Here is a 24561-nt window from a genome sequence, read left to right on the forward strand (position 1 = left end):
ACTGCATTGCATCGGGTTTCTGATCGGCATTTTTTCTATGGCACTCACCTCGCACGACATCGACCGCATCGCCAATCTGGCGCGGCTCGAGCTCTCGACCACTGAAAGTGAGCGCATGCTCACTCAATTGAACGGATTTTTCGGCATCGTCGAGAAAATGCAGGCTGTGGATACCTCCGGCATCCAGCCCCTGGCCCACCCCGTTGCAGCCATCCAGGACGTGGTGCTGCGCCTGCGCGACGACGTGGTGAGCGAGTGCAACAACCGCGAAGCCAATATGCAAAACGCCCCAGCGGCGGACAAGGGTATGTTCCTGGTGCCCAAGGTCATCGAATGAACGCGCACAGCCAAAGAACCATGAGCAACACCGAACTGCACCACCTCGGCGTGGCCGAGCTGGCCGCCCAGCTGCGCGCCAAGCACGTCTCCGCCACCGAAGCCGCACAGCACTTTTTGGCCCGCGCCAAGGCCCACCAGAACCTGGGCGCCTTTGTGTCCCTGAATGAAGACGCCACCCTGGCCCAGGCCAAGGCGGCCGACGCCCTGATTGCCGAAGGCCGTGGCGGCAAGCTGGCCGGCGTGCCCATTGCGCACAAGGACATCTTCGTCACCAAGGACTTCCCCACCACGGCCGCCAGCAAGATGCTGGAAGGCTACCAGTCGCCCTTTGACGCCACCGTGGTGCGCAAGCTGGCCGACGCCGGCGTGGTCACCCTGGGCAAGCTGAACTGCGACGAATTCGCCATGGGCGGCGCCAACGAGAACTCGGCCATTGCCCCAGTCGGCTTTGACAGCGCCCAGCCCGTGCGCAACCCCTGGGACACGAACCGCGTGCCCGGCGGCTCGTCCGGCGGTTCCGCTGCAGCCGTGGCCGCCCGCCTGGCGCCGGCCGTGACCGGCACCGACACCGGCGGCTCCATCCGCCAGCCCGCATCGTTCTGCGGCATCACCGGCATCAAGCCCACCTATGGCCGTGCCAGCCGCTACGGCATGATCGCGTTTGCCTCCAGCCTCGACCAGGCCGGCCCCATGGGCCGCAGCGCCGAAGACTGCGCGCTGCTGCTGTCCGAGATGTGCGGCCCCGACCTGGACCGCGACTCGACCAGCCTGGATGTGCCGGCCGAAGACTTCAGCGCCAAGCTGGGCGACAGCATCGAAGGCCTGCGCATCGGCATTCCCGCCGAGTTCTTTGGCGAAGGCCTGAGCGCCGACGTGCGCACCGCCGTCGACGCGGCCTTGAAGGAGTACGAGAAGCTGGGCGCCAAGCTGGTGCCGGTGAGCCTGCCGCGCACCGAGCTGTCCGTGCCCGTGTACTACATCCTGGCACCGGCCGAAGCCTCGTCCAATCTGTCGCGTTTTGACGGCGTGAAGTTCGGCCACCGCGCCAAGGACTACGCCGACCTGAACGATATGTACAAGAAGACCCGCGCCGAAGGCTTTGGCGATGAGGTCAAGCGCCGCATCATGATCGGCGCCTATGTGCTGTCGGAAGGCTATTACGACGCCTACTACCTGCAAGCCCAGAAGATCCGGCGCATGATTGCCGACGACTTCCAGGCCGCCTTCAAGGACTGCGACGTGATCGCCGGCGCCGCGGCGCCCACCACGGCCTGGGCCATTGGCGGCAAGGCCGACCCGGTCAGCAACTACCTGGCCGACATCTTCACCCTGCCCGCTTCGCTGGCCGGCCTGCCCGGCATGAGCCTGCCCGCCGGTTTTGGCGAGGGTGGCATGCCCGTGGGCCTGCAGCTGATCGGCAACTACTTCAGCGAAGCCAGGCTGCTCAACGCGGCCCACCGCTTCCAGCAAGCCACCGATTTCCACCTGCGCACGCCCGCCGGTATTTGAGAAGCGCAGGAAGGACGAGATACATATGACAGTGAAACTGATCAATGGCTACGAGGTCGTCATCGGCTTCGAAACCCACACCCAGCTGGCCACCCACAGCAAAATCTTCAGCCGCGCCAGCACCGCCTTCGGTGCCGAGCCCAACACACAGGCCTGCCCGGTCGATCTGGCCCTGCCCGGCACCCTGCCGGTCATGAACCGCACCGCCGTGGAATGCGCCATCAAACTCGGCCTGTCGCTGGGTTCGCACATTGCGCCGCGCAGCATCTTTGCCCGCAAGAACTACTTCTACCCCGATCTGCCCAAGGGCTACCAGATCTCGCAGTTCGAGATCCCCGTGGTGCAAGGCGGTGAAGTCAGCTTCTATCTGGAAGAAGGCAAGGAAAACGTCCTCAAGACCGTGCGCCTGGTGCGCGCCCACCTGGAGGAAGACGCCGGCAAGTCCGTGCACGACGAGTTCATCGGCCAGTCCGGCATCGACCTGAACCGCGCCGGCACGCCGCTGCTGGAAATCGTGACCGAGCCCGACATCCGCAGCACCGCCGAGGCCGTGGCCTACGCCAAGGAGCTGCACAAGATCGTCACCTGGATCGGCATCTGCGACGGCAACATGCAGGAAGGCTCGTTCCGCTGCGACGCCAACGTGTCCGTGCGCAAGCCCGGCCAGCCGCTGGGCACCCGCCGCGAGATCAAGAACCTGAACTCGTTCCGCAATATGCAGATCGCCATCGATTACGAAATCCTCTGGCAGATCGAGCAGATTGAAGACGGCCACAAGATCCAGCAGGCCACCGTGCTGTTCAACCCCGACACGGGCGAGACCCGCGCCATGCGCACCAAGGAAGACGCGGCCGACTACCGCTACTTCCCCGACCCCGACCTGCCCCCGCTGGTGGTGGCGCCCGAGTGGGTGGAACAGGTCAAGGCCGGCATGCCCGAGCTGCCCCGCGCCATGGCCGCCCGCTTTGTCGAGCAGTACAGCCTGCCCGCGTACGACGCCACCACGCTGACCCAGAGCCAGGCCATGGCGGCCTACTTTGAAGACGCTGCCAAGGCCTGCGGCCAGCCCAAGCTGGTCAGCAACTGGGTGATGGGTGAAATCTCCCGCCGCCTGAACACCGAGGAAATCGGTATGGATGCGGTCAAGGTCAGCAGCCAGCAACTGGGCGCTCTGATCGGCCGTATTTCGGACAGCACCATCAGCAACAACTCTGCCAAGCAGGTGTTTGAAGCGCTGTGGAGCGGTGAAGGCAGCGATGTGGACGCCATCATCGAAGCCAAGGACCTGAAGCAATCCAACGACACCGGCGCGCTGGAAGCCATCATCGACGAGGTGATCGCCGCCAACCCCGGCAATGTGGAGCAATACCGCGCCGGCAAGGACAAGGCATTCAACGCCCTGGTCGGCCAGGTGATGAAGGCGTCCAAGGGCAAGGCCAATCCGGGTCAGGTCAATGAGCTGCTGAAAGCGAAGTTAGCGTAAGTTAGTTATTGCTAGTTTCTAGCTAGTCGAATAAAAAGCCTCCTAATCGGAGGCTTTTTCAATGATTTTTCCCGAAATCAAACATTTATACAAATACACATCTGTCAATGACAAATCATTAGGCATTTTAATAAAAGATGAATTTTGGTTCTCTAGTCCTGATAAGTTCAATGACCCTCTAGATTGTGGAATTCAACTTCTGAATAATGCAGATAAATACTCAATTATATCAGATTTCAAAAACGATTTAGATAAAATAAATATAAGAATATCGGAATCGACAGATTCAGCAGGTCTAGAAGAACTCGAAGAAATAAAACAAAAAATAGAAACATATATAAAAAAGTTAGAGTCTATTTCTGATAATGACGATGCCATCAAAGAAAAAATCGGATCAATATTATTAGAGATTTACACAAAAAATATCAAAAAAACTGGAATATTAAGCCTGAGTGAAATCAATGATAATATTTTGCTATGGTCACACTATGCAGACCAACACAAAGGAATTTGCATTGAGTTAGAACGCACAAAAACTAATGATCTTTCAGATAACAATCTGACGCTCCCTGTCAGATACTCAATAAAAAAACCAATTCTCACACTACACGAACAACTAACAGCAACAGAGGAAGAAAAAAAAGAAATTAAACGAAGTCTGATATATACAAAATCTGTTGACTGGAGCTACGAGCGAGAGTGGCGTGTAGTTCAAAAAATAGGTGATAAGTCTTTTAAAATAAATTCAAAAATTACGTCAATTATCTTCGGTATAAAAACTCCCCAAAGCACTATCGACACTATAGTTGAACTTCTGGAAAAAACAAAGTCTGAAATTAAATTAAAACAAGCAGTTTTAAAAGAAAATGACTTTGGAATTGATATTGTAAACTTTGTAGATAAATCTATATCAGCTGATCTTTCAAAATCAGTAGTAAAGGCTCCTGCAAAGACCTCTGCAAAGACCTCTGCAAAGACCTCTGCAAAGACTCCTGCAAAATCAGTGACACCTCCAAGTCTTGCACCAACGACTAGCTCCTGAAGTCGGGCCTCGCCTCGGCGGGCGACCTACTTTTCTTGCTTATGCCAGCAAAGTAAGCAAAAGAAGCACACCCCTACTGCCCGTGTCCCTCCGCTCTGCTCCGGGCAACCTGCGGTGCTCGAGCACAGGGTGCGCCGCAGAACTCGCTGCGCGGCGGTGCCGCTCCGCTAAAACAACTGCGGCGAGTCAGTTGACGAAACTGCTGTGTCCTGCGACACAGCAGCCACCCCGGCCTCTGCGCTCCTCAGCACGGGCAGAAGGGGGAATGGGGAACCAATGCGGGTGCGGGTACCGGATACCGGGTGTGCGTGGGCTAGCGCCGCTGATGAGGCTTTAGATTCGCTTGCTCTTCAAATTCAGGAGCTGCCCCAGCTTATGGGAATTGCGTGAGCAGCACTTTTGGCTGCAAGTATCCTGATCGCCGCCCTGTGTAAACGCCTTTTCAAGAATGTGAGCTGCTTGTGCGCATGCCACCTGCTTCGGTGTCCAATTTGCCTAGAAATATGGTGAACAAGCCCAAAAGCTAAAAACCGCTTTTCACCGCGCGCATCCATGCCACAAAAACTTAGAGGCAAATCCGCCCTCACACGCTCTGCAAGCGAATCAGCAGCTATCAAAACCATAGACGCCAGCCGCTCCGTCACCCCGGCAGCACCCCACCCGTGCGCGCGCAAGCGTCGCGCACGCCAAAACAAAACTCTGATTTCCGGCGGTTGTTTGAGCGAAGCGACGCAGTCGCATAGCGAGTTCTGCCGGACAAGCCCGCCGCAGGCGTCGTCTTTTCTTTCCCCCATTTCTTTTGACGAAGCAAAAGAAATGGGGTCGCCGCCGGTCGACTACCGGCTCCGGAACACCAAGCCACCACCTGCGCCAACGCCGCAAAAAACAAACCCAATCGCCTCCTCAAGAGCTTCCACTGGCTGCCATGCAATCGGTGCATGGCGCACCACCGGGGCCCCTATGTCGCACACCGACACCTACCCCCCTGAACCACCAGCTGTTTTTACAGAACTTCTTTGAGCATGCCGACGTATTTGCTGATCTGGGGCCGCATGCCATTCATGGGCACCACGCCACACTGCAGGCGTTCAAGACATGCGATATGTCCACGCTCAAGCGCCTGCTACGGGCGCTGTGCATCGAATATGGCGAGTAATTTTTCTACCTGGTGTGCTTGCACGGGCGCTTTACCTTGAAGGAGACGCAATCGGTATGGCGCGCCATGGCGGGGTTTGATGCGGCCATCAGCCACTTTCACCGCAGCCTGGAGCAGGGCTATGCCGCCGAACTGATGCTGTGCCCTCGCAAGCCCGAGCCCCAATAAGCCACCCACTACAAGGAGAAAAACGATGCACATCACCGAACAAGAGAACGCGCTGTTTGCGCAATGGCGTGCCAGCTGCCCCCGCCTGGTGGCGGACGGTGTGGTGTCGCCAGCGGATTACCTGGCCAGCACGCCCCGCATTTGCGTGGTGCTCAAGGAGGTGAACGACCCCGAAGGCGGCGGCTGGGATCTGCGCCGCTACCTGGCCGATGAAGGCGGGCGCGCAGCCACCTGGACCAATGTGGCGCGTTGGGTGCATGGCATACGTCAGCTGCAGCAGGGCGAAGAATCACCCTGGGCGTACTACGAGCAGGTGGATGCGGAATTCCGTCAAGCGCAGTTGCGGTCCATCTGTGCGTTCAATCTGAAGAAATTGCCAGGCATGCACACCTGTGATCCGGCACTGTTGGAGCATCACGCAAAACTGGACCGCCACTACATCCAGGCTCAGTACGCGCTGTACGACCCAGACATCACGCTGTGCTGCGGCACGGGTGATTTGTTTGTGGACATCGTTGGTCTTCCCCAGCGCTGGCGGCGCACCCGCCGTGGCGTGTGGTGGCAGGCCACAGCCCCTGGCAAGTATGTGGTGGACTATGCCCACCCCGCAGCCCGAGTGCGCTCGCACATGCTGATGTATGGGTTGATGGATGCGCTGCGCGAAATCCGCGCAGATGCCGGCGCCGTAGCGGAGGCACGCGCAGCAGCGTAATCGTGCCTGCTGCCTTTTATGGCAGCAGTGCCCAGCGCAGCTTTTGCGGGGGCTGTGCGACACCCCGTCCTACAGCGCTACCATCCCTTTTGTTCCTTTCGTTCCCCGCACCTGCGCCACCACCCGTGGCAGCAGGTGCGCCCCCATCGCACTGCGCGCCATGAACATCCTTTCCATCCAATCCCACGTTTCCTACGGCCATGTCGGCAACTCGGCAGCGGTGTTTCCGTTGCAGCGCCTGGGGCATGAGGTGTGGCCGGTCTACACCGTCAATTTTTCCAACCACACGGGCTACGGCCAGTGGGGCGGATCGGCCATTCCCGCCAGCGAGGTGACGGCCATCGTGGATGCCATGGAGGCGCGCGGCGCCCTGGCGCAGGTGGATGTGGTGCTCAGCGGCTACCAGGGCGGTGCCGACATTGCCGACGCCATCCTGTCCACCGTGGACCGGGTAAAGGCACTCAATCCCCAGGCCACCTACACCTGCGACCCGGTGATGGGCAATGCCAAGTCGGGCTGTTTTGTGAACCCGGCCATTCCGGTGCTGCTGCGCGAACGCGTGGTGCCGGCCGCCGACCTGGTGACCCCCAACCAGTTCGAGCTGGGCTATCTGGCGGGCATCGAGGCCAGCACGCTGGACAGCACCCTGGCGGCGGTGGATACCGTGATGGCCATAGGCCCGCGCGCGGTGCTGGTGACCAGCGTACACCGTCCCGATGCGGCACCCGGCTGCATCGAGATGCTGGCGGCCGATGCCACCGGTGCCTGGCTGGTGGCCACGCCGCACCTGCCGTTCAAGGCCAATGGCTCGGGCGATGTGACGGCAGCGCTGTTTGCCGCCCACTACAGCCAGCAGTTCGGCGCGACGGGTTCGGCCCTGCAGGCACTGGAGCGCACCACCGCCAGCATGTTCGAGCTGCTGCAGCGCACCCACGACAGTGGCCAGCGCGAGCTGCAACTGGTGCAGGCGCAGGAGAGCTATGTGGCCCCCCGCGCCCACTTTGCCGCGCGGCAGATTCGCTGAGCGCGCCCGGGTCCGCGCCAGCCTCTGCCCCCTGACACTGGGCATCTAGCGCGGGCACCGCTTGCAAAGATTTTTGCAGCCCTGGGCACTGCCCGCACCGCACGCGCTGCGCGATGCCCTCTGCTCGGCGTGTGGACAGGTTTTGCGTGGCGGCGAACCCAGAGTGCTGAAAAGCTTTTTTCACCCAGGCTGCCGCACCAACAGCCAGTAGGCGCGACCGGTGACCGGCTCCCGGCATTCCACCGCGCCACCAAACCCCAGGCGTTCGTAAAACGGCAAGCTCAGCGGGTTGAAGGTTTCCAGGTAGCTGGCAGCGCCCACGCGGTCGGCCCGCGCCAGGGTGGGGGCCAGCAGACGCTGGGCCAGCCCCTGCCCGCGCGCGGCGGGGTGCACGCCCAAGATGGACAAGTACCAGGCCCCGTCCAGCGCTGCGGGCACTTGCGCAGCCATGGCGCTGCAGATATCGGTATAGGTCTGGTAGCCCTGGGGGCCCAGCAAAGGTTGCAGTGCCTGGCTGCGCACGGCCTGGGCCACAGCAATGGCGCGGGGGCCGGCCTCGCGGGTGAGCCACAGCGCAGCGCCATCCGCGCCGTGGCTGTGCACCTCGCCCACCTGGGCGGCTTCGTCCAGCGCCAGCTGAAAGTAGGCTTCCAACAGCTGGGCGCGCTGCCCAGCATGCTCCCCGGCGGCCACGCTGACAGCGCGGTAAAACGGATCGCCCGCCAGGGCCAACGCCAGGGCATGCAGGGCACGGGGGGCCACCACCGGAGCGGACGCAGGGGCAACAGTCATCACACAAGCCACAAACAGGAAACCGCCATTGTCACCGCCAGCGCTGGGCGGCGGTGCGGGAACGCCCATGCGGCCCAGGTACGCATGCATGGACCATTTGCTATGCCTATCAGAGCTCCCCAGACAACCCCCAAGCGCTTGGCATGCCAATTGGACTGCCCTTCTACATCCCGCTGACCACGGCCTGAACGTTGCTGCGGGCATACTCGCCCGGTGCCCGTGCGCCCGCCTACCGGGGTGGCGCCGGGCTGATTGATCTGCTCTGCCCCCTTCCATGCCCGCTGCCTCCACCGCTCCTGCCTCCTCCCGCACCACGCTGCACCGCTTGAACACCCTGGACAATTGGCTGATGCACCGGCCCGTGCCCGCCGGGCTGACGGGGCTGCGGCGTTTTGTGTGGGAGTTCTGGTTCTTTGGCCTGAAGAATGCGCGCAGCTGCCTGTTTGTGGGTCTGTTCTTTGCCGCCGTGTTCGTCACCCCAAGGGCGGGGCTGTGGGGTGTGCCGCGCTACGATCTGCTGCTGATCGCCGCACTGGCCATTCAGATCGCCATGGTGGCAACGCGGCTGGAGAGCTGGGATGAGCTCAAGGCCATCAGCCTGTTCCACGTGGTGGGCTTTGCGCTGGAAGTGTTCAAGACCTCCAGCGGCATCAAGTCCTGGGCCTACCCGGACTTTGCCTATACCAAGCTCTGGGGCGTACCGCTGTTTTCCGGCTTCATGTACGCGGCCGTGGGCAGCTACATCATCCAGGCCTGGCGCCTGTTTGACCTGCGTATCCAGCACCATCCGCTCTACCCCATGGCAGCGCTGGTGGCGGTGCTGATCTACGCCAACTTCTTCACCCACCACTACATCGGTGACTACCGCTGGTATCTGGCCGCCTGCGCCCTGGGCCTGTATGCGCGCACCACGGTGGTCTACCGCCCGCTGGACCGGGACCGCCGCATGCCGCTGCTGCTGGCGTTTGTGCTGATCGGCTTTTTCATCTGGCTGGCCGAGAACATCAGCACCTTCGCCGGCGTATGGGCCTACCCCAACCAGTTGGGCGCCTGGTCCACGGTGCATGTGGGCAAGTGGAGTTCCTGGTCGATGCTGGTGGTGATGACGTTCACCATTGTTGCCAACCTCAAGCACATCAAACGGCACATCCACGTGCCGGCGTGAATGCACGGGCCCACGCCATGCAGGAGCAACATCAATAAAACCAGCACGGTGCAACAGCGCCAGCCGCTATCCCAGCATCGCTGTCCCGTAGACAACAGCGACAGGCGCGGTCACTGGCAACAATGGCGACACCGTTCACCGTTGTTTGCGCAGGAGCCGCCATGTCCGCTACCCCCCGCTTTCATATTCCCGGCCTGCCCTGGGCGGACTCCCCCGAATCGCTGGGACTGGGCAGCAACCGGCTGCAACGCCTGTCCACCCGCCTGCAGCAGGGCGTGGACCGTGGCGAGATCCCCGGCGCCGTGGCCCTGGTGGCACGGCACGGACAACTGGCTTATCTGGAAAGCTTCGGGCAGCTGAATCCCGCCGAGGGCACGGCCATGCGGCCGGATGCGATTTTTCGCATTGCCTCCATGACCAAGCCCCTCACCTCCCTGGCCATCATGATGCTGCTGGAGCAAGGCCAGCTGGCCCTGCTGGACCCGGTGGCTAAATACCTGCCCGAGCTGGCCCAGCTGAGAGTGGGCCGCGTGCAGCCCGCCGCCGATGGCAGTGCGCCCCAGGTGGTGCTGGAGCCCCTGGCACGCCCCATCACCCTGCACGATCTGCTGCGCCACACCGCCGGCATCACCTATGGCGTACCGGGCAGCCCCAACCCCCTCAAGCAGGCCTATATCAGCGCCAAGCTGGGCCACAAGAACGACAACAACGCGCAGTTCATCACCAAACTGTCGCAGCTGGCCGTGCTGGACCAGCCCGGCACGGTGTGGGAATACGGCATGAGCACGGATGTGCTGGGCCGCGTGGTGGAGGTGGTGAGCGGCCAGACCCTGGCCGAATTCATGCAACAGCACATCACCGCCCCGCTGCAGCTGCACGACACGGCATTTCATGCGCCCGACAGCGCAGCCGAGCGCGCAGCCTGGCCACAGCCGGAAGGCCCGCAGTTGCAGCTGCCGCCCGTACCGCCGGTCACACAGCCCATGGCCTTCCAGTCAGGCGGAGGCGGCATGGTCTCCACCATCAGCGACTACGCCCGCCTGTGCCTGTTCTGGCGCAATGGCGGACAGCTGGGCGGCGTGCGCCTGCTGTCACGCAAGACCGTGGCGTTGATGACGGCCAACCACCTGCCCGCCGGCGTGCGCATGGGCCCGGACATGGCCTACTTCGGCGCCCAGCTGCCCTCGCCCGATGTGGGCCAGGGCTTTGGCCTGGGCTTTGCGGTACGCACGGCAGCCGGACTGAACCCGCTGCCCGGCAGCGTGGGCGATTTTTCGTGGAGCGGCATCTACGGCACGTTCTTCTGGATCGACCCGCAAGAAGACCTGTTCGCCATCCTGATGATGCAGTCCATGGCCCAGCGCATCCCCTACCGCACGGTGATGCGCCAGGGCGTGTACCAGGCGTTGGTGGATGGCACGGCATAGCGGGCTGGCATGCGCTGGATGCGTGTGCCAAACCCCTTCAGAGCCTGTGCAACTCACCGCCCCTTCGGGCAGCGAAGGCGACGCATTGCTCACACCACTTGCGGAGCAGGCAGCAGATCACACCCCTCCGACACGCATGCGATGCGACGGATCCTTCATCGATGGCACACATGTCCGCGTCCGATGGCACAGCCGCAAAGTCCCCGTTTCGCCAGTGATTTTGGCCAACCGGCCCTCCGCTGCAAAAACGTATTAGAATCGCAGGCTTCGCCCATGTGGCTCAGTGGTAGAGCACTCCCTTGGTAAGGGAGAGGTCGGCAGTTCGATCCTGCCCATGGGCACCACACACCAAAGGCCCGCTGTCATGCAGCGGGCCTTTTTTGTTCTCTGCGGCCAGTCTGACTGCGGATGCCAGCCGTGGCCCAGAGCCACGCTTCACAAACTCACGCACCGCAGCAATGCTGCGCCACCGTCAAAAAAGGAGACCCAGGGTCTCCTTTTTGCATTCCAGCAGATGCCGTTCAGAACAGCACGCGGCAGCGGATGGTGCCCGGAATCTGCGACAGCTTGGCCAGCGCCAGCGCCGACGACTCGGCGTCGATGTCGATCACCACATAGCCCACCTTCTCGTCGGTGCGCAGGTACTGGCCGGCGATGTTGATACCGTTGTCGGCAAACACCTGGTTGATGGCCGACAGAATGCCGGGGCGGTTTTCGTGCACATGCAGGATGCGGTTCTTGCCCGGGTGCTCGGGCAGCGCCACTTCGGGGAAGTTCACCGCCGAGGTGGTGGTGCCGTTGTCGCTGTACTTGACCAGCTTTTCCGCCACTTCCAGGCCGATGTTGGCCTGGGCTTCCATGGTGGAGCCGCCGATGTGCGGGGTCAGGATCACGTTGTCCATACCGCGCAGCGGCGACTGGAATTCGTCCTTGTTGCTCTTGGGCTCGACCGGGAACACGTCAATCGCTGCCCCCAGCAGCTTGCGGGCCTGCAGTGCCGCTGCCAGTGCATCGATGTCCACCACCGTCCCGCGCGAGGCATTGATCAGGATGCTGCCCGGCTTCATGGCGGCAATCTGCTCGGCACCGAGCATGCCGTGGGTGGAGGCCAGCTCGGGCACATGCAGCGTCACGATATCGGCCTGGCCCAGCAGCTCCTGCAGATTGGCGGCCTGGCGCGCATTGCCCAGCGGCAGCTTGGTGACCACGTCGTGGAAGATGACCTGCATGCCCAGGCCTTCGGCCAGCACCGACAGCTGGGTGCCGATGGAACCATAGCCCACAATGCCCAGGGTCTTGCCACGGATCTCGAAGGAGTTGTCAGCGCTCTTCTTCCAGCCGCCGCGGTGGGACACGGCGTTCTTTTCGGGGATGCCGCGCAGCAGCAAAATCGCCTCGGCCAGCACCAGCTCGGCCACCGAGCGGGTGTTGGAGAACGGCGCGTTGAACACGGCGATGCCGCGCTCGCGCGCTGCGTTCAGATTGACCTGGTTGGTACCGATGCAAAAGCAGCCCACGGCCACCAGCTTTTGCGCTGCTGCAAACACGTCCTCGGTCAGCTGGGTGCGCGAGCGGATGCCCACAAAATGCGCGTCGGCGATCTTGGCCTTCAGCTCCTCGCCTTCCAGCGCACCGGCCAAGGATTCGACGTTGGTGTAACCCGCGTCCTGCAGCACCTTCAGCGCGGAAGGGTGAATGCCCTCCAGCAGCAGAAACTTGATCTTCGACTTGTCCAGCGATGTTTTGGCCATAGGGCATCCTTCGATCCGTGAATACCCCATTACAGCGGATTGCCCATAGTGCCACACCGGGTGTGTGCTCTCTGTCCAACGCCAGGACCGCCGATTGCAGCCACATCCCTTACAGACTGAGCAACCACACGGAAGTAAGCGCCCTCACTCACACCCCATGTCTGCCCAGTGCATGGCGCCATGCCCCCATTCCTTTGACGAGCCGGGTGGCGTGAATCATCCGCAGCGCCCGATCCGCCTGCGCAGTGGTGGCGGGCGTCGCATTCCGCCACAATGTGCACAGACCGTGCATGCCCACGCCGGCACGCACGGTTTTTTCATCTGGCCTTTGCAATTTTGTTTGTGTACCTTCCATGAACCACGCCCGCTCCGCCACCGTCCCCATCGAACCGCAGTTTCTGTCGCGCACCTCGCCGCGCGCCTTCACCGGGGAGGCGGTGACCCGCACCCAGCTGGAGCAGATCGTGGAAGCCGCCCGCTGGGCGCCCTCGGCCAGCAATCTGCAGCCCTGGCACTTTGCCTATGCACTGCATGGCGATGCGCACTGGGAGGCATTCAGCACCATCCCCAATGAATTCAACCGCCGCTGGTGCCTGAACGCCGGCGCGCTGATCGTGCTGCTGTCCAACCCCGAAGCTTCGGCCGGCAAGCATGCCTTCGACACCGGCTGCGCCTGGGGCTTCATGGCCCTGCAGGCCCAGGCCCTGGGCCTGGCCACCCACGCCATGGCGGGCATCGACACCGAAGCCGCCCGCCGCGTGCTGCAGCTGCCCGACCACTGGACGGTCCAGGCCCTGGTGGCCGTTGGCCAGCGTGGCGATGTCTCCACCTTGCCCCCCGATCTGGCCGAGCGCGAAGTGCCTTCCCCGCGCAAGCCTCTGGCCGAGATCCTGACGGCAGGCCCCTGGACCGCCTGACACCCACCGGGACTGCAGCATGCGCGCGTCTTTTCACGCTCTTTCCTCCACCTGGCGCTGTCTGGCCATCGCCGGCCTGTGCAGCGCCGGCAGCGCCCAGGCGCTGGAGTTGTGGCACTACGGCACGCTGCGCCTGAGTCCCCAGCGCTGCGAGGCCACCTTCATGTTCGACGCCGGACGTGCCACCTACCGCGAAGTGCGCGTACAGGCCATCGCCAAGGACCGCCAGGGTCAGCACCTGGCCCGCTTTGCGTTGGCCCCCGACGACATGGGTGTGGAAGGCCGCAACCGCTTTGCCAGCGCCACCTGGATCAGCCCCCACGCCTGCAATCCGGAGGTGGTGGTGCTGTTCAAGACCGCCACCGCCCAGGTGGATGGCATGGCCACCGACCTGCTGGCCACCCAGCAGCTGCGCCTGCGCCGCCACGAGCCCCTGGAGCTGCGCCTGCCCCAGTCGCGCGAGCGGCCGTAAGCCGTTGCCTCCTGCCTCCTCATTCCTCATGCAATGCGGCAGCGTTCAGGGTGTGCACGGACACCGGTGCTGGAGGCCGCTTCGCTAGTCAGAAAAAAAGCCCGCTTCATGGAAGCGGGCTACCGGTCACAGACACGCCCTGCAGGCGTGTCCCCTGTGGCGGTTCAGATTTCCTCGTGTAGCTGGGGGGCCGAACGCCTGAATCCCTTGGTCAGCCAGGCCAGGTAGATCAGGCCCACGGCCGCCCAGGCCACACCGGCCTTGAGCGAGGTGTCCTCCACCTCCAGCCACAGCGCACCGATGGAGATGAAACCGCACAGCGGCAGCACAAAGAAGCGCACGATGTCGCGCGGCGTCTTCAGGCGTCCATCACGGAAGCCGTAGCTGCAGATCACCGACAGGTTCACAAAGCTGAAGGCGGTGAGTGCGCCGAAGCTGATCAGCGCCACGACGAACTCCAGACTCAGGAAACCCGCGGTCAGGCAGATCACGCCCGCGAGCCAGATGTTGTAGGACGGGGTGTGGCTGCGCGGATGGATGTGGCCGAAGAACTTCTTGGGCAGCACACCGTCGCGGCCCATGACATACATCAGGCGCGAGACACCGGCGTGGGCCGAGATGCCCGAGGCCATCACGGTGACGATGGCAAAGCTCAGTACCACCGACTGAAAGAAGGCGCCGCCGACCAGCAGCAGGATTTCGGGCTGGGTCTCGTCCACCAGCTGGAAGTACCGTGTGGGGTCGCCCGGGAAGTACAGCTGCATGAAATAGGTGGCGAACACGAAGATCAGGCCGGAGATCAGCGCGGTCAGGAAGATGGCGCGGGGCAACGTCTTCTTGGTGTCCTTGGTTTCCTCGGCCAGCGAACTCAGCGAGTCAAAGCCCGTGAACGAGAAGCACAGGATGGTGGCACCGGTGATCAGCTTGCCCAGATCGGCATCCGGGCTCCAGAAAGGAGAGAAGCTCCACAGGCCGTCATGGCCGTCCTGGGCGGAAATCGCGCCCAGCGCGTTCTGGCCGGCCGCCAGTTTGGTGAAGATCAGGTAGGTGAAGAAGCCGATCACCAGAATCTGCAGCAGCACGATCAGGCTGTTGAAATTGGCCACGAAACGCACACCGCGCAGATTGACCGCCACCATGATCAGCGACAGACCAATGATCCACACCCAGTGGTTCACCTCGGGGAACATGTCGGTCAGGTAGATGTTGGCCAGCAGGATGTTGACCATCGGTGACAGCAGATAGTCCAGCAGCGAGGACCAGCCCACCATGAAGCCCGCGTTCGGGTGCACGGACTTCTGCACATAGGTGTAGGCCGATCCCGAAGACGGGTACTTGCGGATCATGTGGCCGTAGCTGATGGAAGTCAGCAGCACCGCGACCAGCGCGATCAGGTAAGAGGTGGGCACATGCTGGACGCTGTCGCGCGACACCATGCCAAAGGTGTCCAGCAGCGTCATGGGCTGGATGTATGCCAGCCCGATGATGATGACCTGCCACAGCACCAGTGTCTTTTGCAACTGGGCCGTCTTCTGTGCGTCAGCAGCCTGCATCTGAATTTCCGTCCTTTTTACAGAGAGCCATATCCAAGGCTTGCCGCAGCAGCATCCACCACGCCGTGTCACACCATCGCACGCGACCATCCCACCGCCACGCGCAGGCGCGCAGCGGGCCGCAGTGCTGCAGCACTGGTGGGAATGGCGACAGCAGCCAGCAGTTGGCCGCAGATGGGTGAAATAGCTGGCATGAAAAACGCCCCAGCCTGGGGCAAGCCGAAAAAAGCGCCCGATGATACGTGCAGATGGTCCTGCCGCATGCCCCACAGGCACTTGCACGACCCGCAATCGTGGAAATAGTGCCACGCTGCAGCACTTTGGCCACAGCCATGCGTGGGCATGGCATTTGCTGCACTCCCGGCCGGGCCCGCCAGCGCGGGCCTTCTGCCACAGCCCTCGCATGCGCCATGCAGCCATTGCCGGTTGGGCCTATTGCGCCCGCTGCTGCGCTCATGCACATTGGCTGCATGGCCTGCCGCATGCGCAGGCTCCCTTTGCCCACTTGCCGGAGAAGCGACCATGAACACTGCCCACATCAACCTCGACAAGCTGCGCAATATCGTCCAGAAGTTCGGCAGCCACAGCTTCACCACGTCCCAGGTGGCCACCGACTACCTGCAGGGCGACAACGCCAGTGCGCTGGAAGCCCACCAGTTCGAGGACCTGCTCAAGCGCCACGCGGCGCTGCTGGCCATCCGGCCACTGCCCTCCAGCGCCGGCGGCGACACCGTCTGGGTGAGCGCCATGTAACCCTGGGCCCACACGCAGTGGCATGTGTGAGCACGCCGCCTTGTGCGGCATTTTTCATGGTTGAAAAGCACGATCGTGCTGAACTGTACGCCGCAGTACGCTATATTTTCAATAGCTAACATACGGGAATCCCTGGGGCCCGCCTCGGCCAATCGGCGTTTGTATCCGACAGAGCTAGGTATCATGTGTCGGAATGTTTCCCGCCGGCCTGTGCGTGCCGGCCCTGCAAAGCAGTGTTCCACTGACTTTTTTACCGCCGACCGCCATGAGCCAGAAATACCGCCTCGTCACCCGCAGCGATTTCGATGGTCTTGTCTGCGCCATGCTCTTCAAAGAGCTGGACATGATCGACGAGATCACCTTCGTCCACCCCAAGGACATGCAGGATGGCAAGGTGCGCATCACGCGCAACGACATCACCACCAACCTGCCCTTCGTGCCTGGAGCGCACCTGGTGTTCGACCACCATGCCTCGGAAGTGGTGCGCAACCGCGCCTTCCTGGGCAACTACATCATCGACCCGCACGCTCCTTCAGCGGCCCGCGTGGTCTACAACCACTACGGCGGCAAGGCCCGCTTCCCGGCCATCACCGACGAGCTGATGGAGGCCGTGGACAAGGCCGATTCCGCCCAGTACAGCCTGGACGAGGTCCTGCACCCCACGGGCTGGACGCTGATGAACTACCTGATGGACGCGCGCACCGGCCTGGGGCGCTTCCGTGAATTCCGCATCAGCAATTACGCACTGATGATGGAGCTGATCCAGCACTGCCGCGATCTGTCGGTGGAGCAGGTGCTGCAGCTGCCCGATGTGCAGGAGCGCGTGGAACTGTATTTCGAGCAGACCGCGCGCGCCTGCGAACAGATCCAGCGCTGCGCCACGGTGCACGACAACCTGGTGGTGCTGGACCTGCGCGGTGAAGAGACCATCTGGGCCACCAACCGCTTCATGGTCTATGCGCTGTTCCCACAGTGCAATATCTCCATCCACGCCATGTGGGGCAAGGCCAAAGCGAACTCGGTCTTTGCCACCGGCAAGTCCATTCTGGACCGCAGCTGCACCACCAATGTGGGCGAGCTGATGCTGCAGTACGGCGGCGGCGGCCACCTGGCTGCCGGCACCTGCCAGATCGACAACGACCGCGCCGACCAGGTGCTCCAGGAGCTGGTGGCGCGCATCACGGCCGACCACCGCCAGGCCGTTCCGGCCTGAGCGCAAGCGCCCGCCCCGCAGAGAGGATGCCTTGGCATCCTCTTTTTTTGCCCGCACCCCTGCGCGAACAGAGACATGGCAGAGTGGCCGCCATCGCCACACGGCGGCACGGCTCGCCTGCGCGATTCTGGTAGTGCAGGCCAGCACTCCCACCAACGCCAGTCACCGGCCGCCAGGGCATTGCAAACCCGCTATCGTCACGGCCTATGCTGAACGACTGGACTTCATGGGGCCCCCTGGCCCTTTCCATGGCGGGTGCCGTGGCGGGTGTGGGCTGGGCCGTGGGCCGTGTCTGGGGTATGCAACGCCGTGTTGCGCCACCCCACCCCAATGCCCGCACCGCACGTTTTCTGGCCCAGGGCTTTGCCCTGGCGGCGGTGCTGTGGCTGGCCTATGGCCTGTACACGGGCTACGCCCGCTTTCTGCCGGCTGCCGACCGTGCCTGGCAGCTGGCCGTGCATGCCAGCGCCCTGTGGTCGGTGCCACTGTTCATCAGTGCCATCGTCTGGGCGGCCAGCATTGCCATGGGCTGGGTGATGCGCCTGCTGCAGCGCGAAGGAGAGGACGGCGCCCGTCCGCGCTGATGTGCCACAGCACGGGAAAGCCGCCAAGACGGGCTGCGTCACCGAACGGAAACGGCACGGCGGCCCATTCCGGGCCTGGAGCACGCGCCACACACCGTGCTTCCAGATGCCGGCCCGTACGGGCCGCAGGGAAAGGGATTACGCCTGGGTGTCCACGCCGTAACGCTGGCGGTAGGCCAGCACACGTGCATGGTGGGCCTGCATCTCGCCTTCGCCCCCATGGGTCTGCAGGTACTGCAGCAAATCCGCCAGGGTGGCGATGGTGGCCACCTGCAGTCCCAGCTGGTGGCGCACGTACTGCACCGCACTGTGGTCGACATCGTGTCCGTTTTCGGTGGCCTTTTCCTGGCGGTCCAGGGCAATGGCGACCGCATGGGGGGTGGCACCCGCCGCACGGATCAGGGCAATGGATTCACGGGCGGCAGTGCCGGCCGACATCACGTCGTCGATGACCAGCACCCGGCCCTGCAGCGGTGCACCCACCAGGGTACCGCCTTCGCCATGGTCCTTGGCCTCCTTGCGGTTGTAGGCAAACGGCACGTTGCGGCCCAGGCGGGCTAGCTCCACGGCCACGGTGGCGGCCAGCGGGATCCCCTTGTAGGCAGGGCCAAAGACCATATCGAATTCCATGCCACTGGCCAGGATGGCTTTTGCATAGAATTCCGCCAGGCGTCCCATTTTGGCGCCGTCGTCGAACAGACCTGCATTGAAGAAGTACGGGCTCATGCGCCCGGCCTTGGTCTTGAACTCCCCAAAGCGCAGCACACCCGCATCCACGGCAAACTGCACAAACTCCTGCGCCAGACGGTCCTGATCCTGTTGCTGCGCACCTTTGACTACCATGGATTCTTCCTTATTCAAATTAACCAGCCTCAACCTCAACGGCATCCGCTCCGCCACGTCCAAAGGGGTGGAGGCCTGGGTTGCTGCGACCGGTCCGGATTGTATTTGCGTACAGGAAATCAAGGCACAGGCGCCTGATATTCAAGACCGTTTCGAACAGCTGGCCGGATTGGATGGCTATTTCCACTTTGCCGAGAAGAAGGGCTATTCCGGTGTGGGCGTCTACACCCGCCATGCGCCATCGGATGTGATCGTCGGCCTGGGCTCGCCCGAGTTCGACGCCGAAGGCCGCTACGTGGAAACGCGTTTCGACACCGCAGGCCGCAAGCTGTCCATCATCAGCGCCTACTTTCCCAGCGGCAGTTCCGGCGAAGACCGCCAGCAGGCCAAATTCCGATTCCTGGCCGAAATGCACATCCACCTGATGCGCATGAAGGGCGAGCGCGAATTCATCCTGTGCGGCGACATCAACATCGCCCACCGCAAGGAAGATCTGAAGAACTGGCGCGGCAACCAGAAGAACAGCGGCTTCACGCCCGAAGAACGCGCCTGGATGGACATGCTGCTGGACCCGGTGGCGCCGACCGGGGGCATCGTCGACGTCTACCGCGTGCTCCAGCCCGACACCACCGACGCCTGCTACACATGGTGGAGCAACCGGGGCCAGGCCTACGCGAACAACGTGGGGTGGCGGCTGGACTACCACCTGGCCACGCCCGCACTGGCGGCACTGGCGCGCCAGGAGTCGATCTACAAGGGCGAGAAGTTCAGCGACCACGCGCCCATCACCATCGGCTACGACCTGAAGCTGGGCTGAAACCGCCGGGCACCGGCATGGTCGACCGTGGCTGGCCCTGTCCGTGCACGCAAAGTGCGCGGAGCTTGATGCAAGACAAGTTTTTGCACTGCCGCAACAGCGCTGCACGGCCCCGGCCAGGGACTGCGTGCGGCGCACACCGGCATGCCGCCGCCCTCCAGGCTGCACACAAGCCATTGAAAACAAAGGACTTCCCCTCCTCTGCACGCTTGTTTCCAGGCCCCGGCAAAGCGGCCACAGATGCAGTGTTTTGACAAGCAGCAGCCTGGATTGCCCGCGTCAATGACATCTGTACCTATTCTGATTCTGCTGATTTTTCAGAAAATCGTGAAAAGAGCAGCCACCGACCCCGGTTCGGATGCTCCCCGATTTGTTTTTGACCCTGTGAAGGAGTTTCCGCGCATGAAGAAGATTCTGATGACCGTGGCCCTGTGTGCTGCTGGTGCCATTTCCGCTCCCGCCATGGCCGCTGACTGCGCCCTGACCGTCGAATCCAACGACGCCATGCAGTTCAACGTCAAGAACATTGACGTGCCCAAGGCCTGCAAGAAGTTCAGCGTCACCCTGAAGCATGTGGGCAAGATGCCCAAGACCTCGATGGGCCACAACATGGTGGTGACCACCACCGCCGACGTGGCCGCTGCCGCTGCCGACGGCATGAAGGCCGGCGCCGCTGCCGACTACGTGAAGGCCGGTGACACCCGCGTGCTGGCCCACTCCAAGGTGATCGGCGGCGGTGAATCCACCACCCTGGACATCGATGTGGCCAAGCTGAAGGCGGGTACCGACTACACCTTCTTCTGCTCCTTCCCCGGTCACTACAGCATCATGAAGGGCAGCCTGAAGCTGATCTAAGCCTCGGACTCGCACCTCTGTGGCCCCGCTTCCGCCAGGAACCGGGGCTTTTTGCTGTGCGCGGCGCCGTGCTCCCAGGGCGGGCCGCACCTTGCCGCCATCATTGCCTGACCTGCGGCGGAGGCTGGAATGCCGCCTGCCACACGGTGATGCGCAGGGGTCCGCCTCCGTGGAACTGCACTTCGGCGGCACCAACCGGGCAGGCATCGCATGGCAGCGCGGAGCGGGACGGGCCGCTGCCCCCATAATTTGGCCGCCACGCCGCACGGCACGGCCCCTGCCTTCTGCCACTTTCCTCTCGCCTTGCCATGCTGCACTACCAGACCATTCCCGTGACCGCTTTCCAGCAGAACTGCTCGCTGGTGTGGTGCGACCAGACCCAGGATGCCGCCGTCATCGACCCCGGTGGCGATCTGGAAGCGATCCAGTGGGAGGTCGAGCGGCTGGGCCTGCAGCTCAAAGCCATCTGGCTGACCCATGCCCACATCGACCATGCGGGCGGCACGGCCGACCTGGCCGAGCAGCTGGACCTGCCCATTATCGGCCCCCATCCCGGGGACCAGTTCTGGATCGATGGCCTGCCCCAGCAGGGTGCCATGTTCGGCTTTCCGCCGTCGCGCCCGTTCACGCCCACGCGCTGGCTGGCGGATGGCGACAGCGTGCAGATCGGCCATGAAACCGTGCAGGTGCGCCACTGCCCTGGTCATACACCCGGCCATGTGGTGTTCCACGCACCGCAGATCGACCGCTGCTTTGTGGGCGATGTGCTGTTTGCCGGCAGCATCGGCCGCACCGATTTCCCCCAGGGCAACCACCAGCAACTGATTGACTCCATCACCCAGCGCCTGTGGCCCATGGGCGACCAGACGGTGTTCATTCCCGGCCATGGACCGGAGAGCACGTTTGGGCGTGAACGCAAGACCAACCCCTACGTGGGCAACACCTGATGGGTGCCGCCACGCGGCACTGCCTGGTACTGCTGGCGGCTGCGGCGCTCGTGTTCCTGGTGACGTGGCCCGCACTGGCCGCCAGCGCCGCAGCATGGCAAGGCCAGCCGTGGACGGCCGATTGGCTGCGGTACCTGCGCTGGTGGGGCATGGCCAGTGCCGTGCTGTGCGGCCTGCGCCTGCTGCTGGCCGCGGGCGACTGGCTGTTGCGCGCCCTGCTGCGCAGCTACTAGGCCAGCGCCAACGCCTGGGCCGCAAGGGCTGTCGGTATCGGGCGCACCAAACGCTCTCATTTCGAGAGCATTAAACTAATGCACCATCTGGTGCTGCAACGCACCAGGCGGCACAAGACCAGGATGACAGGCCGGTATGTGGCGAATGCACCACCCTTGATGCGAATCAAATCACAAGGGAAAACACCTACGTGTTTCTACGCAAACCGCTTCGCAGCCCCTAGCATGGTTTCATTGCGTAACGAAGTACTCATCCCAACCAGGGCCACCGGACTATCGGTGCGCGACTGTAGGAACTAGTATCGGTCCGTTACGTAACGATTCATTCTTGCGAGGAGCACTTATGGCGTCTACGCCCGCAACCGAAACCGGCCCCATCACCTCCAAACCGGAGCCCGATTCCAACAAAAAGCTGGCCTTTTTGCTGCTGGCCCTGGTGCTCTACGGCATCGTGCTGGCCCTGCCGCAGCCTGCCGGCCTCACCGACTCGGGGCAGGTGGCCCTGGGCCTGCTGGTGCTGGTCGTGGTGCTGTGGATCAGCGAATGCGTCTCGCCCGCCAACAGCGCCGTGGTGCTGACCGGTGCCGCGGTGCTGGGGCTGATGGGCACCTCGATGACCGCCGGCGGCAAGCCCATGGATTCCGCCGCAGCGCTGACCACCATGCTCAGCGGCTTCTCGTCCACCGCCGTGCTGCTGGTGGCAGCCGCACTGTTCCTGGCCGTGGCGCTCAAGCACACGGGGCTGGACAAGCGCATCGCGCTGCTGGTCATGAGCAAGATCGGCGTCTCGCCTGCCCGCCTGGTGCTGGGCGCGATGATCGTCGGCTTTGTGCTGGCCTTGTTCATCCCCTCGGCCACCGCCCGCGTGGGCGCGGTGATCCCCATCATGATCGGCATCACGGCGGCCCTGGGTCTGGCGGTGAACAGCTCGCTGGGTGCCACGCTGATGATCGTCACCGCCAGCGCCTGCTCCATCTTCAACATGGCGGTCAAGACCGGCGCGGCGCAGAACATCATCAGCCTGAACTTCATGCAGCAGGCTTTTGGCCACAACATCACCTGGAGCCAATGGTTCATCACCGCCCTGCCGTTCACCATCGGCATGTGCGTGGTGCTGTTCTTCGCGGCGCTGTGGATTCTGCGTCCCCAGGTGCCGGAAGGTGAAGACATGCCGGCCAAGCTGCGCCAGCAACTGGCCGACCTGGGTCCGGTCAGCAGTTCCGAAAAGCGCCTGATCGCCGTGGCCGCGCTGCTGCTGGTGATGTGGTCCACCGAAGGCGTGCTGCACCCGTTCGACACCACCACCACCACCCAGATCGGCATTGCGCTGCTGCTGATGCCCAAGATCGGCGTGATGCACTGGTCGCAGGCCGAAAAGCTGGTGCCCTGGGGCACGATCGTGCTGTTTGCCGCCTCCATCTCGCTGGGCAATCTGCTGTCCAAGACCGGCGCTGCCGGCTGGCTGGCGCAACAGACGCTGGGCCAGATGGGCCTGTCGGCCCTGCCCGTGGTGGCCGTGATCGGTGCGCTGTCGGTGTTCAGCATCGTGCTGCACCTGGGCTTTGCCTCGGCCACCGGCCTGGCCAGCACGCTGATCCCCATCATGATCGCCTTCACACAGACGCTGCCCGTCAGCCCCGAGACGGCTTTCGGCATCGTGATGATCCAGAGCTTCGTGGTGTCCTTCGGCTTCATCCTGCCGACCAATGCGCCGCAGAACATGCTGTGCTACGGCACCAATGCCTTCAGCACGCCCCAGTTCGCCAAGGTGGGCATCGTGGTCACCCTGGCTGGCCTGGGCCTGATCCTGCTGCTGTCCGCCACGCTGTGGCCCGCCATGGGGGTGCTGTAAATGGGGGCACGCATTGGCATCATCGGCGCCGGCCAGGTCGGCGCGGCCGCCGGCTACCTGCTGTCGGCCACCCCTGGCATCAGCCAGATCGTGCTGGTGGACCAGAACGAGGCCCGCGCAGCGGGTGAAGCCGCCGACATCGGGCACGCCGCCGCCTTTGGCACTGCCGCCCGCGTCAGCGAAGGCGACTATGCCGATCTGGCCGGCGCCTCGGTGGTGGTCATCACCGCCGGCGCCAGCCTTAAGCCCGGTCAGACGCGGCTGGAGCTGCTGCACCAGAACCTGAAGATGACGGACACCATCATCGGCCAGGTGCTCAAGGTCGCACCGGATGCGGTGCTGCTGTTCGCTACCAACCCGGTGGACGTGATGCCCTCCATTGCCGTGCACCGCTACGGCCTGCCACCGGGCCGGGCGATCGGCACCGGCTGCTCGCTGGATTCGATCCGCTTTCGCGACCGGCTGGCCGATTACCTGGGCGTGGCCGCACCAGCCATCCATGCCTATGTGCTGGGCGAGCACGGAGACTCGTCCGTGCCCCACTGGAGTAGCGCCCAGATCGCCGGCATGCCGGTGACGGATTTTGCCGCCCAGCTGGGCCGGCCCATCGACGCAGCCATGCAGGCACAGATTGCCGAAGAGGTGCGGACCTCGGCGTACCGCATCAAGGCGGGCAAGGGCGTGTCCAACTTTGGCATCGGTGGCTGTATTGCACGGCTGGTGAAGGCCATCGTGGCCGACGAGCAGTCGGTGTTTGCCGTGTCCACCTGCATGCCCGAACTGCTGGGCGTGCGCGACACCTGTGTCTCCCTGCCCCACCTGATCGGTGCACGCGGCGCCTCGGCCCCCTTCATGCCCCGGCTGAATGCCGAGGAAACCGAGGCCCTGCGTGCCAGTGCCGCACTGCTGTCCAGCACCATTGCCGACGGGCTGCAGTCCTTGCAGAAGGCCTGA

The 24561-nt window shown here is 63.1% G+C and carries 26 protein-coding genes and 1 tRNA gene; 22 read left to right on the plus strand and 5 right to left on the minus strand.

Translation table 11 applies throughout. The annotated features are described in order from the left end of the window. Positions 1-37 precede the first annotated feature (37 nt). The 8 genes from gatC to pdxY all read left to right on the plus strand — a co-directional run bounded on the left by gatC (position 38) and on the right by pdxY (position 7433). Entirely contained in the window at positions 38-337 is a 300-nt protein-coding gene (gene gatC / locus QM470_RS15900; RefSeq protein ID WP_283339913.1) for an Asp-tRNA(Asn)/Glu-tRNA(Gln) amidotransferase subunit GatC, read from the plus strand. 20 nt (positions 338-357) lie between these two features. Next, positions 358-1848, plus strand: coding sequence for an Asp-tRNA(Asn)/Glu-tRNA(Gln) amidotransferase subunit GatA (gene gatA / locus QM470_RS15905; RefSeq protein WP_280012148.1), 1491 nt, complete (start codon positions 358-360; stop codon positions 1846-1848). A 25-nt stretch (positions 1849-1873) separates the two neighbouring features. Beyond that, positions 1874-3331, plus strand: a complete 1458-nt coding sequence (gene gatB, locus QM470_RS15910; RefSeq protein WP_283339914.1) for an Asp-tRNA(Asn)/Glu-tRNA(Gln) amidotransferase subunit GatB — start codon at positions 1874-1876, stop codon at positions 3329-3331. A gap of 61 nt (positions 3332-3392) precedes the next feature. Next, the gene (locus QM470_RS15915; RefSeq protein ID WP_283339916.1) at positions 3393-4373 is read left to right on the plus strand and encodes a DUF2971 domain-containing protein; all 981 of its coding nucleotides are present in this window, start codon (positions 3393-3395) and stop codon (positions 4371-4373) included. A 799-nt stretch (positions 4374-5172) separates the two neighbouring features. Then, complete coding sequence (locus QM470_RS15920) at positions 5173-5529, plus strand: hypothetical protein (protein ID WP_283339918.1); 357 nt, start codon at positions 5173-5175, stop codon at positions 5527-5529. Between the two features lie 36 nt (positions 5530-5565). Then, positions 5566-5697: a hypothetical protein gene (locus tag QM470_RS15925; protein WP_283339919.1), complete on the plus strand. Its 132-nt coding sequence runs from the start codon at positions 5566-5568 to the stop codon at positions 5695-5697. Positions 5698-5722: 25 nt separating this feature from the next. Further along, positions 5723-6409, plus strand: coding sequence for a hypothetical protein (locus QM470_RS15930; protein ID WP_283339920.1), 687 nt, complete (start codon positions 5723-5725; stop codon positions 6407-6409). 160 nt (positions 6410-6569) lie between these two features. Further along, a complete protein-coding gene (gene pdxY / locus QM470_RS15935; RefSeq protein WP_283339921.1) occupies positions 6570-7433 on the plus strand; it encodes a pyridoxal kinase PdxY in 864 nt (287 codons plus the stop codon). A gap of 180 nt (positions 7434-7613) precedes the next feature. Here the strand turns inward: pdxY and QM470_RS15940 are convergent, their stop codons facing one another. Continuing rightward, the gene (locus tag QM470_RS15940) at positions 7614-8315 is read right to left on the minus strand and encodes a GNAT family N-acetyltransferase (RefSeq protein WP_283339922.1); all 702 of its coding nucleotides are present in this window, start codon (positions 8313-8315) and stop codon (positions 7614-7616) included. A 259-nt stretch (positions 8316-8574) separates the two neighbouring features. Here QM470_RS15940 and QM470_RS15945 point away from each other — a divergent pair, with 259 nt between their 5' ends. The 3 genes from QM470_RS15945 to QM470_RS15955 all read left to right on the plus strand — a co-directional run bounded on the left by QM470_RS15945 (position 8575) and on the right by QM470_RS15955 (position 11161). Beyond that, positions 8575-9390, plus strand: coding sequence for a DUF817 domain-containing protein (locus QM470_RS15945; RefSeq protein WP_280012207.1), 816 nt, complete (start codon positions 8575-8577; stop codon positions 9388-9390). A gap of 161 nt (positions 9391-9551) precedes the next feature. After that, positions 9552-10817 (plus strand): serine hydrolase domain-containing protein, encoded by a 1266-nt coding sequence (locus QM470_RS15950; protein WP_283339923.1) that lies wholly within the window; start codon positions 9552-9554, stop codon positions 10815-10817. Between the two features lie 269 nt (positions 10818-11086). Continuing rightward, a tRNA-Thr gene (locus tag QM470_RS15955) sits at positions 11087-11161 on the plus strand. A 177-nt stretch (positions 11162-11338) separates the two neighbouring features. On the opposite strand, the gene serA is transcribed toward QM470_RS15955, so the two are convergent. Together serA and QM470_RS15965 are read right to left on the minus strand one after the other, a co-directional pair. Then, complete coding sequence (gene serA / locus QM470_RS15960; RefSeq protein WP_280012162.1) at positions 11339-12568, minus strand: phosphoglycerate dehydrogenase; 1230 nt, start codon at positions 12566-12568, stop codon at positions 11339-11341. Between the two features lie 148 nt (positions 12569-12716). Next, entirely contained in the window at positions 12717-12923 is a 207-nt protein-coding gene (locus tag QM470_RS15965) for a hypothetical protein (protein ID WP_283339924.1), read from the minus strand. On the opposite strand from QM470_RS15965, the gene QM470_RS15970 reads away from it, so the two are divergent. After that, positions 12922-13485 (plus strand): nitroreductase family protein, encoded by a 564-nt coding sequence (locus tag QM470_RS15970; RefSeq protein WP_283339925.1) that lies wholly within the window; start codon positions 12922-12924, stop codon positions 13483-13485. The two genes, QM470_RS15965 and QM470_RS15970, sit on opposite strands and share 2 nt — an antisense overlap. Positions 13486-13504: 19 nt before the next feature. Next, positions 13505-13957, plus strand: a complete 453-nt coding sequence (locus QM470_RS15975; RefSeq protein WP_283339926.1) for an IrmA family protein — start codon at positions 13505-13507, stop codon at positions 13955-13957. 164 nt (positions 13958-14121) lie between these two features. Here QM470_RS15975 and QM470_RS15980 read toward each other — a convergent pair whose 3' ends face one another. Next, positions 14122-15510, minus strand: a complete 1389-nt coding sequence (locus tag QM470_RS15980) for an APC family permease (RefSeq protein ID WP_283339928.1) — start codon at positions 15508-15510, stop codon at positions 14122-14124. A gap of 522 nt (positions 15511-16032) precedes the next feature. Here QM470_RS15980 and QM470_RS15985 point away from each other — a divergent pair. From QM470_RS15985 to QM470_RS15995, 3 genes are all read left to right on the plus strand, one after another. Continuing rightward, the gene (locus QM470_RS15985; RefSeq protein WP_066538924.1) at positions 16033-16263 is read left to right on the plus strand and encodes a hypothetical protein; all 231 of its coding nucleotides are present in this window, start codon (positions 16033-16035) and stop codon (positions 16261-16263) included. 265 nt (positions 16264-16528) lie between these two features. Continuing rightward, on the plus strand, positions 16529-17476 hold the full coding sequence (locus tag QM470_RS15990) for a lyase family protein (RefSeq protein ID WP_280012167.1): 948 nt from the start codon (positions 16529-16531) through the stop codon (positions 17474-17476). A gap of 206 nt (positions 17477-17682) precedes the next feature. Beyond that, positions 17683-18060, plus strand: coding sequence for a hypothetical protein (locus QM470_RS15995; protein WP_283339930.1), 378 nt, complete (start codon positions 17683-17685; stop codon positions 18058-18060). Positions 18061-18198: 138 nt separating this feature from the next. Here QM470_RS15995 and pyrE read toward each other — a convergent pair whose 3' ends face one another. Then, on the minus strand, positions 18199-18903 hold the full coding sequence (gene pyrE / locus QM470_RS16000) for an orotate phosphoribosyltransferase (protein ID WP_066538817.1): 705 nt from the start codon (positions 18901-18903) through the stop codon (positions 18199-18201). On the opposite strand from pyrE, the gene QM470_RS16005 reads away from it, so the two are divergent. The 6 genes from QM470_RS16005 (at position 18902) to QM470_RS16030 (ending at position 24561) form a co-directional block, all read left to right on the plus strand. After that, on the plus strand, positions 18902-19720 hold the full coding sequence (locus tag QM470_RS16005) for an exodeoxyribonuclease III (RefSeq protein WP_283339931.1): 819 nt from the start codon (positions 18902-18904) through the stop codon (positions 19718-19720). The two genes, pyrE and QM470_RS16005, sit on opposite strands and share 2 nt — an antisense overlap. Positions 19721-20122: 402 nt before the next feature. Next, entirely contained in the window at positions 20123-20575 is a 453-nt protein-coding gene (gene azu / locus QM470_RS16010) for an azurin (protein ID WP_066538922.1), read from the plus strand. Positions 20576-20883: 308 nt separating this feature from the next. Further along, complete coding sequence (locus tag QM470_RS16015; RefSeq protein WP_066538808.1) at positions 20884-21522, plus strand: MBL fold metallo-hydrolase; 639 nt, start codon at positions 20884-20886, stop codon at positions 21520-21522. Then, positions 21522-21755, plus strand: a complete 234-nt coding sequence (locus tag QM470_RS16020) for a hypothetical protein (protein ID WP_283339933.1) — start codon at positions 21522-21524, stop codon at positions 21753-21755. The genes QM470_RS16015 and QM470_RS16020 overlap by 1 nt, the downstream gene beginning before the upstream one ends. Positions 21756-22098: 343 nt before the next feature. Then, positions 22099-23607 carry an SLC13 family permease gene (locus QM470_RS16025; RefSeq protein WP_066538804.1) on the plus strand — a complete coding sequence of 503 codons (1509 nt, stop codon included), beginning with the start codon at positions 22099-22101 and terminating at the stop codon, positions 23605-23607. After that, positions 23608-24561 carry a lactate/malate family dehydrogenase gene (locus QM470_RS16030; RefSeq protein WP_066538802.1) on the plus strand — a complete coding sequence of 318 codons (954 nt, stop codon included), beginning with the start codon at positions 23608-23610 and terminating at the stop codon, positions 24559-24561. It begins immediately after the preceding gene.

Origin of the sequence: Comamonas sp. 17RB (genome assembly GCF_030056555.1) — a bacterium.
GTDB lineage: Bacteria > Pseudomonadota > Gammaproteobacteria > Burkholderiales > Burkholderiaceae_C > Comamonas > Comamonas terrigena.